This window comes from Bacillus sp. AFS041924, from assembly GCF_002577195.1.
Classification (GTDB): domain Bacteria; phylum Bacillota; class Bacilli; order Bacillales; family Bacillaceae_G; genus Gottfriedia.
Window position 1 is genome coordinate 18,979 of sequence record NZ_NULG01000015.1, and the last position, 16,449, is coordinate 35,427.

16 protein-coding genes and 4 tRNA genes are annotated in these 16,449 nt (G+C 33.8%); 19 read left to right on the forward strand and 1 reads right to left on the reverse strand.

The features are described 5' to 3' along the window. Positions 1-54 precede the first annotated feature (54 nt). Positions 55-642 (reverse strand): spore protease YyaC, encoded by a 588-nt coding sequence (gene yyaC, locus COC46_RS04900; RefSeq protein WP_098808630.1) that lies wholly within the window; start codon positions 640-642, stop codon positions 55-57. Positions 643-835: 193 nt separating this feature from the next. On the opposite strand from yyaC, the gene COC46_RS04905 reads away from it, so the two are divergent. From COC46_RS04905 to COC46_RS04995, 19 genes are all read left to right on the forward strand, one after another. Then, positions 836-1,732, forward strand: a complete 897-nt coding sequence (locus tag COC46_RS04905) for a mechanosensitive ion channel family protein (RefSeq protein ID WP_098808631.1) — start codon at positions 836-838, stop codon at positions 1,730-1,732. Positions 1,733-1,769: 37 nt separating this feature from the next. Further along, positions 1,770-1,967 carry a DUF951 domain-containing protein gene (locus tag COC46_RS04910; RefSeq protein ID WP_098808632.1) on the forward strand — a complete coding sequence of 66 codons (198 nt, stop codon included), beginning with the start codon at positions 1,770-1,772 and terminating at the stop codon, positions 1,965-1,967. 156 nt (positions 1,968-2,123) lie between these two features. Then, positions 2,124-3,224, forward strand: coding sequence for a redox-regulated ATPase YchF (gene ychF, locus COC46_RS04915; protein ID WP_098808633.1), 1,101 nt, complete (start codon positions 2,124-2,126; stop codon positions 3,222-3,224). Positions 3,225-3,352: 128 nt separating this feature from the next. Continuing rightward, complete coding sequence (gene rpsF, locus COC46_RS04920; protein WP_098808697.1) at positions 3,353-3,643, forward strand: 30S ribosomal protein S6; 291 nt, start codon at positions 3,353-3,355, stop codon at positions 3,641-3,643. 35 nt (positions 3,644-3,678) lie between these two features. Further along, entirely contained in the window at positions 3,679-4,164 is a 486-nt protein-coding gene (ssb, locus tag COC46_RS04925) for a single-stranded DNA-binding protein (protein WP_098808634.1), read from the forward strand. A gap of 79 nt (positions 4,165-4,243) precedes the next feature. Beyond that, positions 4,244-4,477: a 30S ribosomal protein S18 gene (gene rpsR / locus COC46_RS04930; RefSeq protein ID WP_025568960.1), complete on the forward strand. Its 234-nt coding sequence runs from the start codon at positions 4,244-4,246 to the stop codon at positions 4,475-4,477. 132 nt (positions 4,478-4,609) lie between these two features. Further along, positions 4,610-5,539 (forward strand): YybS family protein, encoded by a 930-nt coding sequence (locus COC46_RS04935; protein WP_176545060.1) that lies wholly within the window; start codon positions 4,610-4,612, stop codon positions 5,537-5,539. Positions 5,540-5,624: 85 nt separating this feature from the next. Further along, positions 5,625-7,601, forward strand: a complete 1,977-nt coding sequence (locus tag COC46_RS04940; RefSeq protein ID WP_098808636.1) for a DHH family phosphoesterase — start codon at positions 5,625-5,627, stop codon at positions 7,599-7,601. After that, positions 7,598-8,041 (forward strand): 50S ribosomal protein L9, encoded by a 444-nt coding sequence (gene rplI, locus COC46_RS04945; protein ID WP_098808637.1) that lies wholly within the window; start codon positions 7,598-7,600, stop codon positions 8,039-8,041. The genes COC46_RS04940 and rplI overlap by 4 nt, the downstream gene beginning before the upstream one ends. Positions 8,042-8,068: 27 nt before the next feature. After that, complete coding sequence (gene dnaB, locus COC46_RS04950; RefSeq protein WP_098808638.1) at positions 8,069-9,430, forward strand: replicative DNA helicase; 1,362 nt, start codon at positions 8,069-8,071, stop codon at positions 9,428-9,430. A gap of 219 nt (positions 9,431-9,649) precedes the next feature. Further along, positions 9,650-10,939, forward strand: a complete 1,290-nt coding sequence (locus tag COC46_RS04955; RefSeq protein WP_098808639.1) for an adenylosuccinate synthase — start codon at positions 9,650-9,652, stop codon at positions 10,937-10,939. A 141-nt stretch (positions 10,940-11,080) separates the two neighbouring features. Then, positions 11,081-11,153: transfer RNA gene (locus COC46_RS04960), tRNA-Lys, on the forward strand. Between the two features lie 18 nt (positions 11,154-11,171). Further along, positions 11,172-11,243: transfer RNA gene (locus tag COC46_RS04965), tRNA-Glu, on the forward strand. 22 nt (positions 11,244-11,265) lie between these two features. Beyond that, positions 11,266-11,341, forward strand: a tRNA-Asp gene (locus COC46_RS04970). Between the two features lie 6 nt (positions 11,342-11,347). Continuing rightward, positions 11,348-11,420: transfer RNA gene (locus tag COC46_RS04975), tRNA-Phe, on the forward strand. A gap of 348 nt (positions 11,421-11,768) precedes the next feature. After that, on the forward strand, positions 11,769-12,473 hold the full coding sequence (gene yycF / locus COC46_RS04980; RefSeq protein ID WP_088012660.1) for a response regulator YycF: 705 nt from the start codon (positions 11,769-11,771) through the stop codon (positions 12,471-12,473). Further along, positions 12,473-14,308 carry a cell wall metabolism sensor histidine kinase WalK gene (gene walK / locus COC46_RS04985; RefSeq protein WP_098808640.1) on the forward strand — a complete coding sequence of 612 codons (1,836 nt, stop codon included), beginning with the start codon at positions 12,473-12,475 and terminating at the stop codon, positions 14,306-14,308. Before yycF ends, walK begins: the two co-directional genes overlap by 1 nt. After that, entirely contained in the window at positions 14,305-15,663 is a 1,359-nt protein-coding gene (locus COC46_RS04990) for a YycH family regulatory protein (protein WP_098808641.1), read from the forward strand. The genes walK and COC46_RS04990 overlap by 4 nt, the downstream gene beginning before the upstream one ends. Then, entirely contained in the window at positions 15,650-16,447 is a 798-nt protein-coding gene (locus COC46_RS04995) for a two-component system regulatory protein YycI (protein WP_176545061.1), read from the forward strand. Before COC46_RS04990 ends, COC46_RS04995 begins: the two co-directional genes overlap by 14 nt. Positions 16,448-16,449 lie beyond the last annotated feature (2 nt).

Consider the following 16,449-nt stretch of genomic DNA (forward strand, 5'->3'; position numbering starts at 1 on the left):
TTAATTGTGTTGGCTTCCAATGCATTTAATATTCCCTTTTGTTTTTATGGGATGTCAAAAATCTAATTGGCAAGAATGTCTTCTTTCAGTTTCTTTTATAGAATTTGCAATAAACTTTGCCATTTTCATTACGAGGCTTAATCTAGTATTTTGTAAAACGTAGAATTCCATAAAGCCACTAACATTTACCACACCAGTTAAGTTGATTTCACCTACTAAAGGTAATTCTTTTTTCATTGCAGCACCTGGTTTTAAAGGTCCATTAGATAAGCGTATGCTACCAATACTTTTTACTCGACCTAAACAAGCATCTACTGCGATAATAAATGGATTGTTATACTTATTTTTAATTATTTCAAGTTGTTCTGAAAGATTTAACGCATGAATTGGCTCATCAAGAGTACCATAATAATGAAATCTACTTAAGCTTAATTCTCCTAACATGGTTCCAACTAAAGGTCCCAAAGAGTCTCCAGTGGAACGGTCAGTTCCAATACATACAAAAACAATTTCTTTAGTGTGTACACTTGGAAGCGACTTACATAAACGATCTGCAAATCTGTTAATAGCGTTATCATCATCTAGAAATACAGAATAATCATCCTTGAATAGGTTACGCAAAGGATTTGCTGAAAATTGCATAATATCGCCTACTTTTCATTTAAGAGAGTAGTATCAGTTTATGCAAAATTTAAACAATTTATACTTTCGTCATCTAATCTTTGTTATTAAATTAAACTATTATTACATTTGATTATATTTGTAGTTTTAATGTGACATTTCGTTTAGTATTACGTTTGAAGTCATTTGAAATTAAATAGGGGGAAAGAGCAAAATGAATAATGCGGCGGATACAATAGAGACAGCCGAAAAGACAATAAAAAAGAGTATGTTAACGCCAGAACAATGGGATACCATTTTTAGTTCTTCAATAAAAATAGCCTTAATTATCATCGCTTCAGTATTGGCCGTTAAACTTGGAAGAAAGTTAATCCGTAATCTCTTAAAGGTTAATGCTAGGGGCCCACTACAAGTATCAGAAAGAAGATCCGTAACACTTATAAAATTAATGGAAAATATACTTGCCTATGTAGTATTTTTCATTGCTGCCTTGACCATTCTTCCGATATTCGGAGTTGAAATTAAAGGTCTTTTAGTTGGAGCGGGAATTGGTGGTGTAGCAATCGGATTTGGTGCGCAAAGCTTAGTAAAAGATATTATTTCTGGATTTTTTATATTGTTTGAAGATCAGTTTTCAGTTGGAGACTATATAAGAGTTCAAACTTTTGAAGGAACAGTATTATCAATTGGATTAAAGACAACAAAAATTAGAAGCTCAACTGGTGAACTTCATATTATTCAAAATGGAATGATTACGGAAGTAACTAATTTTTCATTACATAATGCGGTGGCTTTGGTAGATATTAGTATTTCATATGAAGGCGATATTGAACACGCACAAAATGTAATTGAAGAACATTTAGAAACAATGCCAGATCGATATGAAGATATGGTAAATGTCCCTGAGTTTCTTGGAATACAAAATTTAGGTCCAACTGAAGTAACGTTACGAATCTCCTCAGAAGTTAAGGCAATGACACAGTTTAAAATTTCAAGAGCAATTCGTAAAGAAATTAAGGAAGTACTTGCAAGAAATAACATAGAAATGCCATATCCAAAGATGGTATTATATAAACAACCAGAAACTAAAAATGAAAATGTGAATGTATAGTTTGTATGATATTATGTTAAGGATGTGAGATTTTCGCGTGGAAGAAAAAGTTTTTAATCTAAATGATATTGTAGAAATGAAAAAACCTCATCCATGTGGTGTGAACAGATGGAAAATTATTCGAATGGGTATGGATATTCGTTTAAAATGCGAGGGGTGTGAACATAGCGTATTAATACCTCGCAGAGAGTTCACAAGAAAATTAAAAAAGATTTTAGTACGATCTGAAGAGTAGAAAGATTTTTAAGTTATAGGTATCTATTAGAGCAACTGGAAGTATTGCTCGTATTAGATACCTTTTGTATGTTTAGAAATAATATTTCCTTGTTATTTTTTTTTGAAATCAATATAATTGTGAAAGATTAACTAAGTTCGTATAGGAGTGAAAATTATGGCATTAACAGCAGGTATCGTTGGATTACCAAACGTAGGAAAGTCGACATTATTTAATGCAATTACACAAGCAGGTGCAGAATCAGCGAACTATCCGTTTTGTACTATTGATCCAAATGTAGGTGTGGTAGAAGTACCAGATTACCGTTTACAAAAATTAACTGAATTAGTTCAACCTAAGAAAACTGTTCCAACAACTTTTGAGTTTACTGATATCGCAGGTATCGTTAAAGGTGCAAGTAAAGGTGAAGGATTAGGAAATAAGTTTTTATCACATATTCGTGAAGTGGACGCAATTTGTCAAGTTGTACGTTGCTTTGCAGATGATAATATTACTCACGTATCTGGGAAGGTTGATCCGATTGCAGATATCGAGACAATCAATCTAGAGCTAATTCTTGCTGACTTAGAATCAGTTGAAAAACGTATTGACCGAGTTGCAAAATTAGCAAAACAAAAAGATAAAGATGCATCTTACGAACATGAAATTTTAGTGAAATTAAGAGAAGCATTCGAAAATGACAAACCAGCTCGTTCAGTAGAATTTACAGAAGAGCAAATGAAAGTAGTAAAAGGGTTACACTTATTAACGACAAAACCGATGCTTTACATTACAAATGTCGGTGAAGATGATATTGCAGATGCTTCAGCTAATGAATATGTTGAAAAAGTAAAAGCATTTGCAGCTGAAGAAGGTTCACAAGTAATTGTCATTAGTGCGAAAATTGAAGAAGAAATTGCTGAGTTAGATGATGAAGAAAAACGTACATTCCTTCAAGAGTTAGGAATTGAAGAGTCAGGTTTAGATCAATTAATTCGTGCAGCGTATTCTTTATTAGGTTTAGCAACATATTTTACAGCGGGTGTACAAGAAGTAAGAGCTTGGACATTTAAAAAAGGTATGAAAGCTCCACAATGTGCTGGCGTAATCCATAGTGATTTTGAGCGTGGTTTTATCCGTGCAGAGACAGTTTCATTTGAGGATTTAGAAAAATACGGTAACATGACTTCGGCAAAAGAAGCGGGTAAAGTACGTCTTGAAGGTAAAGAGTATATTGTACAAGATGGGGATGTAATGCATTTCCGATTTAATGTTTAATAAATGGTAACTCAATTATTGATTTGCTATCTAAAAAAAACTATGCTATAATTTTAACTCGTGAGTGATTAATTAAATTGCTCCTTGCCCTTAACTGGGCCGTTAGACCAAAAGGAGGTGACATTGTGATGAATAAATACGAAATCATGTACATCGTTCGTCCAAACATGGAAGACGAGGCACAAAAAGCATTAGTTGAGCGTTTCAACAACGTTTTAACTGAACAAGGTGCAGAAATCACAAACGTTAAAGAGTGGGGTAAACGTCGTTTAGCTTATGAAATTAACGATTTCCGTGATGGACAATACATGCTTGTAAACGTTTCTGCTAAACCAGAAGCAGTACAAGAATTCGATCGTTTAGCGAAAATCAGCGAAGATATCATTCGCCATATCGTTATCCGCGAAGAAGACAAATAATAATTTTTGAAATGCTTTAGGGAGGTAGGAATCAGATGATCAATCGTGTTGTGCTTGTAGGTCGTCTAACAAAGGATCCAGACTTACGTTATACACCAAGTGGGGTTGCCGTAGCTACATTTACTTTAGCTGTAAACCGTACCTTCTCAAATCAGCAAGGTGACAGAGACGCAGATTTTATAAACTGCGTAATCTGGAGAAAACCTGCTGAAAACGTAGCGAACTTCTTAAAAAAAGGAAGTTTAGCTGGCGTTGAAGGTCGTATACAAACTAGAAGTTATGATGGTCAAGATGGTAAGAGAGTATATGTAACTGAAGTTGTAGCCGACTCTGTTCAGTTCTTAGAACCAAGAAATGCATCAGGTAACCAAGGTGGTTCGTTCGGTTCGAATCAACAAAATCAAGGTTTTAACGCTGGAAATCCTTTCGAGGCACCATCACAAAAGCCTAGCTTTAATGATGATCCATTTGGTGGGACAAGCAAAACAATTGATATTACTGATGACGATCTTCCTTTCTAAAAATAAATACAATGTAATACTGAACGGTAGGTATTACTAAAAACTAATTTTTAAGAAGAGGAGGGAAATAACAATGGCAATGGGTGGACGTAAAGGTGGACGTGCTAAGCGTCGTAAAGTTTGTTACTTTACTTCAAATGGCATCACTACAATCGACTTCAAAGATACTGAGTTATTAAAACGTTTCGTTTCTGAGCGTGGTAAAATTTTACCTCGTCGTGTAACTGGTACTTCTGCGAAATACCAACGTAAATTAACGATCGCGATCAAACGTGCTCGTCAAATGGCATTATTACCATACGTAGCTGAATAAGCTAAGTAATAAAAAGTACAGCATTCTCGTGCTGTACTTTTTTTGTATTTATGAAAAAATAAGTTTTATGGTAAAATAAGAAATAGTATGCTTATCGTGAAATAAGTAGGGGTAGTTGAAAGGAGCTTTATTTTGAAATCGACTCGCTTTATTACTGAGGGTGCTGTACTTTTAGCAATTTACTCAGTATTGCTATTAATTTTTAGATTTGTACCATTTCTCTCGTTTATTATGGCTTTCCTTATGCCATTACCATTTATTATTCTTAGTATTAAATACTCGATAAAGGAATCACTTCTAATTTGTTGTGTAGCGCTAGGATTAACACTTGTCATTACCTCTGTTTCTTTAGTTCCAGTTACATTAATGTACTCAACAGTAGGTATAGCATTTGGTTATCTATTGAAAAATGAACGAAGTAAAGGCGAGATATTAATCACTAGTACTTTTTTATATTTAATACATACCGTACTAATGTACATACTATTTAAAGCAGTTTTTCATATTGATCTAGTTAACCAAAATATTGATCAGTTAACAGATGCAATAGAAAAAAGTAAAGAACTTAGCGCTAGTCTAGGCACTCAACCTAATGATAAAGCTCTAAAAAATCTTTTAAATGCTATTAAGTTAATACCTACCTTACTCCCTTCATTACTATTAATGAGTAGTTTTATACTTGCCTTTTTAACACAATTGATAACTTTTCCGTTAATAAGAAGACTTGGTTATAAAATTCCCAAATTTAAGCCATTTAGAGAGTTTAGGCTTCCTGTAGGATTTATGTGGTTATTTTTAATTGTAATGATTGTTTCATTTTTTCAGTTAACACCAGGTAGTTTCCTCAATACCGCAGTTACTAACTTAATTTTTGTTCTTCAAATTTTACTAGTCGTACAGGGATATGCATCAATTTATTATTTTAGTTATATAAAACAATTTTCTAAAGCGGTACCAACCGTAATAATGATTGCAAGTTTTATTATCCAACCATTAACCAGTATTATTTTACTAATTGGGATCGTTTCTATTGGAATATTTAATAGAAGAAGAATAAATTAATATTCACCATGTGCTATTTAACTAATTAGGTGCGAATAATCTTTAAAATGGAAGTTAGATCTTATTTGATTTAGGGGTTGAACTTATGCAAGATTTTCATAAGAAACAGATGTTTCTTATACCCGTCTATCTTTTAACTGCTCTTTCAATATTTCTAATCGGAACTGTAGTCTATATTGAACCTAAAATAGGGATAATTTTTATTGTTATCTTTTTATGCGTTATTGTTCTAGTTGTAAAGTTAGAAATAAAGTATCGCTACGTTTTGGATATGTATATAGAATCAGTTATGTCGAGAGTGAAGAATTTAAGTAACGAAGCAATTACAGAAATGCCAATTGGCGTATTACTTTATGATAGAGAGTATCATATTGAATGGGGCAACCAATATATTTTAAATATTTTAGACGACCGTTCATTAATAGGTAAACATATTTATGATCTATCTGAAGGATTAATGTCTTTAATTTCTAAAAAAGAGAAAAAAGAAGATGTATTAATTATCAATAAAAGAACTTATCGTGTCGTAATTAAAAGAGAAGAGCGATATATTTATTTATTTGATGTAACTGAACAGGCGCAATTGGAAAAGTTATATGAAGACCAAAGAACAGTAATCGGAATTATTTTACTTGATAATTATGATGAAATGACACAAGGATTAGATGATCAAGAACGTTCTAGTGTGAATGGTGCAGTTACAACTATGTTAAATAGCTGGGCCAATAATCATGGTATTTTCTTAAAACGTGTTTCATCAGACCGATATAGTGTTGTTTTAAATGAAGGAATTCTGGCAGTATTAGAAAATAATAAATTTTCTATTTTGGACCAGGTAAGAGAAGAGACTAGTAAACGAAATTTACCCCTTACATTAAGCGTTGGTGTCGGAGTTGGAAGTTTAAATTTAACGGAGCTTGGACAACTAGCACAATCTGGTTTGGATTTGGCGCTAGGCCGTGGAGGAGATCAAGTAACTGTTAAAAATATTAATGGTAAAGTAAAGTTTTTTGGTGGGAAAACAAACCCAGTTGAAAAGAGAACGAGAGTTAGAGCGAGGGTAATCTCGCATGCTTTAAGAGATTTAATGAAAAGTAGCGCCAACGTTATGATAATGGGCCATAAGTTACCTGATATGGATGCACTTGGTTCTGCAGTAGGGATTCTAAAAATGGTTATGCATAATGAAGTGGATGGTTATGTAGTAATTAATAAAGAAGAAGTAGATAAAAGTGTTAATCGTTTGATGAGGGAAATGTATAAAAACGAACAATTTATGTCTTGTTTTATATCACCCGAAAAAGCAAAAGAACTTATTTCCGAAGATACATTAATCATTGTAGTAGATACTCACAGACCAACTATGGTTGAAGTAGAAGCTCTTTTAAATGAGACAGATAAAATTGTAGTGATCGACCATCATCGAAGAGGAGAGGACTTCATTAAAGACGCGATTCTTGTCTATATGGAGCCATACGCTTCTTCTACAGCAGAATTAGTAACCGAGTTATTAGAGTATCAACCTAAGAAAATAAAATTAAGCATGCTTGAGGCAACGGCCTTACTCGCGGGAATCATTGTTGATACAAAAAGTTTTACTTTCCGTACAGGTGCACGAACTTTTGATGCAGCATCATACTTACGTTCTAATGGTGCTGATACGATTCTAGTTCAAAATTTATTAAAGCAAGATATGAATGAATATATCAAAAAAGCGGAGTTAATAGAGGAAGCATATATGTACAAAGATGGCTTTGCGATTAGCTTTGGGAAAGACAATATAAGTTATGATCAAGTATTAATTGCAAAGGCTGCTGATACATTATTAACGATGACTGATGTTATTGCGTCTTTTGTCATTGCAAAAAGGTCGGATCATACTGTTAGTATAAGCAGTCGTTCATTAGGAAATGTAAATGTTCAATTAATAATGGAAGAGCTTGGTGGTGGTGGGCACTTAACAAATGCTGCTGCACAAATTGAATCTTCTTCCATTAAAGAAGTAGAAAAACGTTTACTTAGAATAATCGATGAATACATTGAAGGGAGAACGAACAAATGAAAGTAATTTTCTTAAAAGATGTTAAAGGAAAAGGTAAAAAAGGAGAAACTAAAAATATTGCAGATGGCTATGCAAGCTTCCTAATCAAAAATGGAGATGCAATTGAAGCAACTGCAGGTAATTTAAAAACTCTTGAAGCGAAGAAAAATAAAGAATTAAAAGATGCACAAATCGAGTTAGAAAACTGTAAAAAACTAAAAGAAACAATCGAAGCTCTGACAGTAGAATTAAAAGCTAAGTCAGGTGAGGGTGGCCGTCTTTTTGGTTCAATCACAAGTAAACAAATTGCAGATGAGCTTCAAAAAGTTCATGGTATTAAATTAGATAAGCGTAAATTCGAAATGAACGATGCGATTAGAGGACTAGGTGTAACAAACATTAAAGTTAAATTACATCCAGAAGTAAGTGCAACTTTGAAAGTACACGTAAAGGAACAATAAGAAAAACAAGCATCTGGAGGACTATAAATGAGTGATTTGCTAAATGATCGTACTCCACCACAGAATATAGAAGCTGAACAGGCTGTATTAGGTGCCATATTGTTAGACTCAGAGGCTCTAATACCAACTTCAGAACGGCTTTTACCAGATGACTTTTATCGAGCTGCCCATCAAAGAATATTTGAAGCGATGCTTAAGATTTCTTCAAGGAATGAGCCTCTAGATGTTATCACACTAACTTCAGAGCTAGCTAACCAAGGCGTGCTAGAAGAAGTAGGAGGAGTATCATACTTAAATGATTTGTTGGCTTCAGTACCAACGGCATCTAACGTTGAATACTATGCAAAAAGTGTTGAAGAAAAAGCTACTTTAAGAAAACTAATAAGAACTGCTACAAATATTGTAACGGAAAGCTATGCGCCAGAAGTTCCAGTAGATGTGATTCTAAACGAAGCTGAAAAAAGTATTTTACAAGTATCTCAGCGCACAAACGTTTCGGGTTTTCAAAGCATTAAGGATGTAGTATTTACTACATTTAGTAAAATCGAAACATTATTTAATCAACGAGGCGAAATTACAGGCGTACCAACAGGATTTACTGATTTAGATCGGATGACCGCCGGATTTCAGCCAAATGATTTAATTATAGTAGCAGCGCGTCCGTCAGTAGGTAAAACGGCCTTTGCATTGAATATTGCACAAAATGTAGCTACAAAAACAGATGAAAACGTAGCCATTTTCAGTCTCGAGATGGGAGCGGATCAGCTTGTTATGCGTATGCTTTGTGCGGAAGGGAATATTAATGCACAGGCATTACGTACAGGTAATCTAGAACAAGAGGACTGGAATAAGCTTACAATGGCTGCTAGTAGTTTAGCTGGTACAGGTATATATATCGATGATACACCTGGTATAAGAGTAAATGACATACGAGCTAAGTGTAGAAGGTTAAAACAAGAGCATGGCTTAGGTATGATCCTGATAGATTATTTACAGCTAATTCAAGGTAATGGAAAAAGTGGAGAAAATCGTCAACAGGAAGTATCTGAAATTTCACGTTCGCTTAAAGGACTAGCAAGGGAACTAAAAGTACCACTAATAGCCTTATCTCAGCTGTCACGTAGTGTGGAATCGAGACAAGATAAACGTCCGATGATGTCTGATATTCGTGAGTCAGGGAGTATTGAGCAAGATGCGGATATTGTCGCGTTCTTATACCGTGACGATTACTATGATAAAGAATCAGAGAATAAAAATATTATTGAAATCATTATTGCTAAACAAAGGAATGGTCCAGTAGGTACCGTTTCATTAGCTTTCGTAAAAGAATATAACAAGTTCGTAAATTTAGAACGAAGGTTTGAGGATGAGCATGCACCTGGTGCTTAACGGAGACTCATCTAAAAATAATCACATAGTGAATCTATGTGATTATTTTTTTTTGTTAGGGCAAACTATTTTTATCTATTTCTTTAGTAGGTATTTACGAACGAATTAAACTTAGAATAGAAATAACCAATGAGATTTGTTGACAAATCCCGTAAGTTTGATATACTAGTTTTGGTTTTAGTTCGGAAATAGCGTATTTTTAATCGGAGGTGCAGTACATTGTCATCAGTAGTTGTAGTTGGTTCTCAATGGGGAGACGAAGGGAAAGGAAAAATTACTGACTTTTTATCACAACAAGCAGAAGTAGTTGCTAGATATCAAGGTGGTAACAATGCAGGTCATACAATCGTTTTTAATGGTGAAAAGTATAAACTTCATTTAATTCCATCAGGTATTTTCTTCTCAGAAAAAATCTGCGTAATTGGAAATGGTATGGTTGTAGATCCTAAAGCTTTAGTTCAAGAGCTAGCTTACTTACATGATAAAGGTGTTTCAACTGATAACTTACGTATTAGTAACCGTGCTCATGTTATCTTACCTTATCATTTAAAACAAGATGAGCTAGAAGAAGAGCGTAAAGGTGATAATAAGATTGGTACTACTAAAAAAGGTATTGGACCGGCTTATATGGATAAGGCTGCTCGTGTGGGGATCCGTATGGCAGACCTTTTAGATAAAGAAGAGTTTTATGAAAAATTAAAACGTAATCTTGAAGAGAAAAATAATTTATTTGAAAAAATGTATGATTCAAATTCATTAAATATTGAAGAGATTTTTGAAGATTACTATGAGTTCGGACAACAAATTAAAAAATACGTGTGTGATACTTCTGTTGTATTAAATGATGCGATTGATGGCGGAAAACGTGTATTATTTGAAGGTGCACAAGGTGTAATGTTAGACATCGACCAAGGTACATACCCATTCGTTACTTCTTCTAACCCAGTTGCAGGTGGAGTAACAATTGGTTCTGGTGTTGGCCCAACAAAAATTAATCATGTTGTTGGGGTTTGTAAAGCTTATACTACACGTGTTGGTGAAGGGGCTTTCCCAACTGAACTTTTCGATGAAATCGGAAATACAATTCGTGAAGTAGGTCGCGAATACGGTACAACTACTGGAAGACCAAGACGTGTTGGTTGGTTTGATAGCGTAGTAGTTCGTCATGCTCGTCGAGTTAGCGGTATTACTGATTTATCACTTAACTCTATTGACGTATTAACAGGTCTAGAGACTGTGAAAATTTGTGTAGCATATAAATTCCGTGGGGAAACAATTACTGAGTTCCCAGCTAGCTTAAAACAGCTTGCAGAATGTGAACCAGTTTATGAAGAACTTCCAGGTTGGACAGAAGATATTACAGGAGTAAAAACACTTGATGAACTACCAGTTAATGCAAGACATTATGTTGAACGTGTGTCTCAATTAGTAGGTATTCCATTATCTGTATTCTCAGTAGGTCCAGACCGTAACCAAACAAATATCGTACGTAACGTTTACGGAGCTTAATTAAGAAATAAAAGCCCTTAAATGAAATTTAAGGGCTTTTATTATTTTTTTCTAAAAAAACTATTGTAAAACTGTTGGGAAGTATGATAAGATAAATCTTGTCGTCATAACTAGTACATAGTTTATGAGTTTAAATATTTTGAGCCATTAGCTCAGTAGGTAGAGCATCTGACTTTTAATCAGAGGGTCGAAGGTTCGAATCCTTCATGGCTCATCTTTTCTTAAATATCATGGCCCGTTGGTCAAGCGGTTAAGACACCGCCCTTTCACGGCGGTAACACGGGTTCGAGTCCCGTACGGGTCATCTTTTATATAAAACTAATTTTGGTCCCGTGGTGTAGCGGTTAACATGCCTGCCTGTCACGCAGGAGATCGCCGGTTCGATCCCGGTCGGGACCGCCATAAAATGGCTCGGTAGCTCAGTCGGTAGAGCAGAGGACTGAAAATCCTCGTGTCGGCGGTTCGATTCCGTCCCGAGCCATCATAAAAACTACTGTTTAAACAGTAGTTTTTTATTTTATATCAACCTTTTGAAAATGTATTTCTAGATTTAATAAAACAGTTCGATTTTACAAAAAAACCTACTTAATTTAAAATAGAAATAAGTGGCATAGACCTCTAGCAACAAGCTAGAGGTTTTTTTCAAAAATCTAGTGTTTATATAAAAACAATAACACGTAAGATAGTAGTCGTATTATATTTAGAGAGAAAGTCCACAAAACGAAATTGCTATGAATAGTTTATTTGATTGCCTAATTTAATATTAAATTGCAAAAGATATGTATAGAATTGATGGCAGCAAAAACTTACTAGAAAAGGAGTGCGGGGAATGAATAAAAAAATATTAATAGTCGATGATGAAAAACCAATTGCTGATATACTAAAGTTTAATTTAGAAAAAGAAGGTTTTGAAATTGTTTGTGCGTATGATGGAGAGGAAGCACTACAAAAAGTAGATGAGTTTCTTCCTGATCTAGTTTTATTAGATATCATGTTGCCAATAAGAGATGGATTAGAAGTTTGTAGAGAAATTAGAAAGAATCATGAAATGCCAATCATTATGATTACGGCAAAGGATTCTGAATTAGATAAAGTATTAGGTTTAGAAATGGGAGCAGATGATTACGTGACGAAGCCTTTTAGTACAAGAGAGCTGCTTGCCAGAGTAAAAGCGAATTTAAGAAGACACCAAACTGGTACTACATCTGAAAAAGAAGAGTCTGTTGAAGTTATTATTGGATCTCTTGTTATTAACCCGAACGCTTACATTGTAACGAAACGTGGCGAGAAGATTGAGTTAACTCACCGTGAATTTGAATTACTTTATTATTTAGCGAAACATATTGGACAGGTTATGACGAGAGAGCATTTACTTCAAACTGTTTGGGGCTATGATTATTTTGGAGACGTTCGAACTGTCGATGTAACGATTCGACGACTTCGCGAAAAAATCGAGGACAATCCAAGTTATCCACTTTTCATTGTAACAAGAAGAGGAGTAGGGTATTATCTGCGTGATCCGGAGCAAGATTAATGGCAGCTTATAATAAGGTTGGTTTATTTAAATCAATTGTATTTAAATTTGTACTTGTTTATATCTTACTAATATTAGTCGCTATGCAAATCATTAGTGTTTATTTTTCGAGAGAGCTTGAAAAGCAACTTGTAAATAGTTTTACTGTGGCTATAAATGAACGTGCTAAGCTACTAGCTTATAATATAAAAATTGAGTATGAAAAAAAGAAAACTTTGGATGATCCTGAGGTAAAAGCAAACATCCAAAAAATTGTTTCTGACTTTGGTAAGAATATCGGAATATCAGATGTGAGGGTTATTAACCAAAATAGTGAAGTCATTGCTACATCAGATTCTAACAATCGATCGATTGTTGGTAAAAGAACAACTGATATTTTGATAAAAAGAGCGCTTTTAGTTGGTACTAGAACTGAAAAAGTATTAATTGATCCTAAAAATGGTCATCGAATGAAAATCATTGTTACGCCAGTAATGGAAGGGGACGAAATTGTTTCAGCCATTTACACGAGTGCATCAATGGAAAGCACTTATGAAAGAATGGAGTTAATTAATCGTATTTTTTCAACAGGTACACTTATTGCGGTAGCAATCACATCAATTTTAGGATTTCTATTAGCCAAAGCAATTACGAAGCCAATCTCTGAGATAAGAAGACAGGCTCAAGAAATGGCTAAGGGAAATTTCTCACGTAAATTAAAGGCTTATAGTGAGGACGAGATTGGTGAATTAACGATTTCATTTAATAATCTTTCACGTAACTTACAGCAAGCTAGGGCTTTAACGGATGGAGAAAGAAGAAAGCTTCAATCTGTTTTGGAGCATATGACTGATGGAGTAATTGCAACTGATCGTAGAGGGAATATTATTCTCTTAAATGATCCAGCTGAAACAATGCTTAATGTTTCACGTGAAACAGTACTAAATAAGTCTATATTAGATGTGCTAGGAATCGGAAAGATTAATACGCTAGAGGATTTATACGATGAGCCGGATTCAATTATGTTAGATTATGGTGAAAATAAGAGACCAATGATTTTACGAGCTAGCTTCTCTACTATTCAAAAAGAATCTGGTAAAGTTAACGGTCTAATCGCTGTACTTTATGATGTAACTGAACAAGAAAAAATAGACCAAGAACGTAGAGAGTTTGTAGCAAATGTTTCACATGAATTAAGAACTCCGTTAACAACGATGCGGAGTTATCTAGAAGCATTATCAGATGGAGCTTGGGAGAACAAAGAAATTGCTCCTAAGTTTTTACAAGTAACTCAAGATGAAACGGAACGAATGATTAGGTTGGTAAATGACTTACTACAATTATCTAAGTTAGACAGTACTGAATACCGTTTAATGAAGGATTGGATTAACTTTACAGAATTGTTTAATCGTATAATTGATCGACATGAAATGAGTAAGTCACAAGAAGTATCGTTCAAACGTGAATTTATGAATAAGACAAGATTCGTCTTTATAGATGAAGATAAAATTACACAAGTGTTAGATAATATCATTTCAAATGCATTAAAGTATTCACCAGAGGGTGGAACTGTAACCTATCGCATCAAAGAGTCTAGAGATCAAATTCTAGTTAGTATTACTGATGAAGGTATGGGAATTCCGAAAGAAAACCTATCAAAGATATTCGATCGTTTCTACCGTGTAGATAAGGCTAGATCGAGACAAGTTGGAGGTACTGGACTAGGACTTGCATTAGCAAAAGAAATGATTTATGCGCACGATGGTCATATTTGGGCTAAAAGTGAAGAAGGAAAGGGTACAACAGTCTATTTCACACTTCCAGTGGCTGATGACCAAGAGGATGAGTGGGAATGAGAAGAGAACATATAAAATCGGTTATATTAACTACTCTTGTTATAGTAAGCTTAGTACTTTCATATAGCTTATGGTCATATCAACCAACATACGATGTTATTCAAAATCAAGACTATGTGCAAAAAGTTTCTATAGGTGCAAAAAAGGACTTTAAGGATATAGTCATTCCAAATTTACTAGTTGTTCATGAATCGAATAAAAATAAAAATTATTTAACTACTAAACAGAGTAATATTTCAACAATTTATAGGGCATTGCAGAAAACTGAAATTACAAACTTTGAAAATTTAACGAATAAAACATCCCAAATGGCTTACCAAACTATTACAAAAGGAAAAAATAAAGTAGAAATTATTTTTCCGACTGTAGTGCCAATTGAGACATTAAGTAAAGTTCTTAAGTTAGATGCAAAAAGATTACAAAATGTTTTATTTGACCGGATTATAATCAATTTATCTACAAAACCGGATTCTTCAGCAAAAGTATACTTTTCAAATGAAGTACAAAACATTCTTTACGTAGCAACTTTTGATAACTCTTCAATTATTTCATCGGTTGAAAAGTTAAGAGATAATTACGAAAGCTTTATTGAAAGTGAGCAGTATAAGTTAGAATCAGGTAAAATAATTTATTTACCCAAAAAAACATTAAAATCATCAACAATGGAGTTTCTTACAACAGATGTTGATGTTGATAAATTAAAGGATGCTATTTTTAGTGATCCTTCAAATGTTCGAAAAGAAAGTACCGACTCTGGAGATACTTTTACGGATGGTACTAGATTAATGTCGGTGTCACCTTTAAATCGTTCGATTTCATTTGTTAATCCGACGACGCCTGAAAATAATAACAACCAAAGTCCTAATTTATTAGTTCAAAGAAGCGTTGATTTTATCAATGCTCATGGTGGATGGACTGACGGGTATATTTTATCGGGTGTTAAACCTGAAAATAATGAGGTTGCATTTAGACTTTTCGTAAATAACTTACCAGTATATAATAATTCAACGATTACGACGAGCTGGGGAGTAGACGACATAGAAACTTTTAAACGTCCTTTGTATAAATTTAGAATACAAGTGGATAAAAATGAAAGCCAAATGGAGTTAATGTCTGGTTCTCAAATTTGGGATATTATTTCAAATAATAAGTCGATAAATAAATCCCTTATTAAAGATATTAGCTTAGGGTACGAGACAATATTTGACGACAATAAAACGTCAATAAATCAACCGTACTATAATAGAGCGATCCAGTTGAAACCTGTTTGGATAATAAATTACGGTGACTCATATAAGAAAATTGATCAAGATATGCTAAGCAGAACTGGGGTGAATATTGTTGGATTGGAGTAGAATCAAAACAATATTTATTTTAACTTTCTTAGTATTAGATATATTTTTGGCGATTCAATATTACCAAAAGAGAAGTAGCGATCAGTTTGATACGATTGCTGAATCAAGTATTGAGGAGCAATTGAAGGAAAATGATATCACGTATGTGTCATTGCCAAAAAATTCATTAAAAGAATCGTATATTTCGGGTAATAGTAAAGATTTTTCAAAGAAAGTTATGGAAGATCGAAAAGGACAAGATATCGAAACCTATAAAGACGTATTACAGAGTCGTTTAAAAAAACCAGTTCCAATTGCAAAAACAAATAAAATTCCCTTTCTAGAGAATTTTGTAAAAGAGTATATTTGGAATGGTGGCAGCTATCGTTATTGTCAAATAGATCAAAATTCAAAGACAATATACTTCTGTCAAACTTATAAAGATCGTCTAATTTATAATATCGAAAGCTCAGTAGTTGAAATAAAGTATAATGATAAAAATGAGATATATGCTTATCGCCAAAGATATTTAGAAAACCTTAAAGAAATGGTCGATAAAAAGAATATACAAGAGGCCTTACCCGCAATCAAGGCAATTGAAAATCTATTCGTCAAAGATGAATTAAAACCTAGTGATCGGATTACAAAAGTTGATTTTGGCTATTATACAGTAATTCCATTATCTACGGGAGTAAAATTTATTGCGCCAGCATGGCATATTGTTGTTAACGAGCAGCAGGATTACTTTGTAAATGCAATAGAAGGACAAATAATTAAGATTGATAAAGAACAATGGAGTGAATAGCG

Bases quoted from the DNA above. Each gene is read 5' to 3' on its own strand.
- yyaC (WP_098808630.1), bottom strand. From the start codon at position 642: ATGCAATTTTCAGCAAATCCTTTGCGTAACCTATTCAAGGATGATTAT.
- yycF (WP_088012660.1), top strand. From the start codon at position 11,769: ATGAATAAAAAAATATTAATAGTCGATGATGAAAAACCAATTGCTGAT.
- ychF (WP_098808633.1), top strand. From the start codon at position 2,124: ATGGCATTAACAGCAGGTATCGTTGGATTACCAAACGTAGGAAAGTCG.
- rpsR (WP_025568960.1), top strand. From the start codon at position 4,244: ATGGGTGGACGTAAAGGTGGACGTGCTAAGCGTCGTAAAGTTTGTTAC.
- walK (WP_098808640.1), top strand. From the start codon at position 12,473: ATGGCAGCTTATAATAAGGTTGGTTTATTTAAATCAATTGTATTTAAA.
- COC46_RS04940 (WP_098808636.1), top strand. From the start codon at position 5,625: ATGCAAGATTTTCATAAGAAACAGATGTTTCTTATACCCGTCTATCTT.
- COC46_RS04905 (WP_098808631.1), top strand. From the start codon at position 836: ATGAATAATGCGGCGGATACAATAGAGACAGCCGAAAAGACAATAAAA.
- COC46_RS04990 (WP_098808641.1), top strand. From the start codon at position 14,305: ATGAGAAGAGAACATATAAAATCGGTTATATTAACTACTCTTGTTATA.
- rpsF (WP_098808697.1), top strand. From the start codon at position 3,353: ATGAATAAATACGAAATCATGTACATCGTTCGTCCAAACATGGAAGAC.
- dnaB (WP_098808638.1), top strand. From the start codon at position 8,069: ATGAGTGATTTGCTAAATGATCGTACTCCACCACAGAATATAGAAGCT.
- rplI (WP_098808637.1), top strand. From the start codon at position 7,598: ATGAAAGTAATTTTCTTAAAAGATGTTAAAGGAAAAGGTAAAAAAGGA.
- ssb (WP_098808634.1), top strand. From the start codon at position 3,679: ATGATCAATCGTGTTGTGCTTGTAGGTCGTCTAACAAAGGATCCAGAC.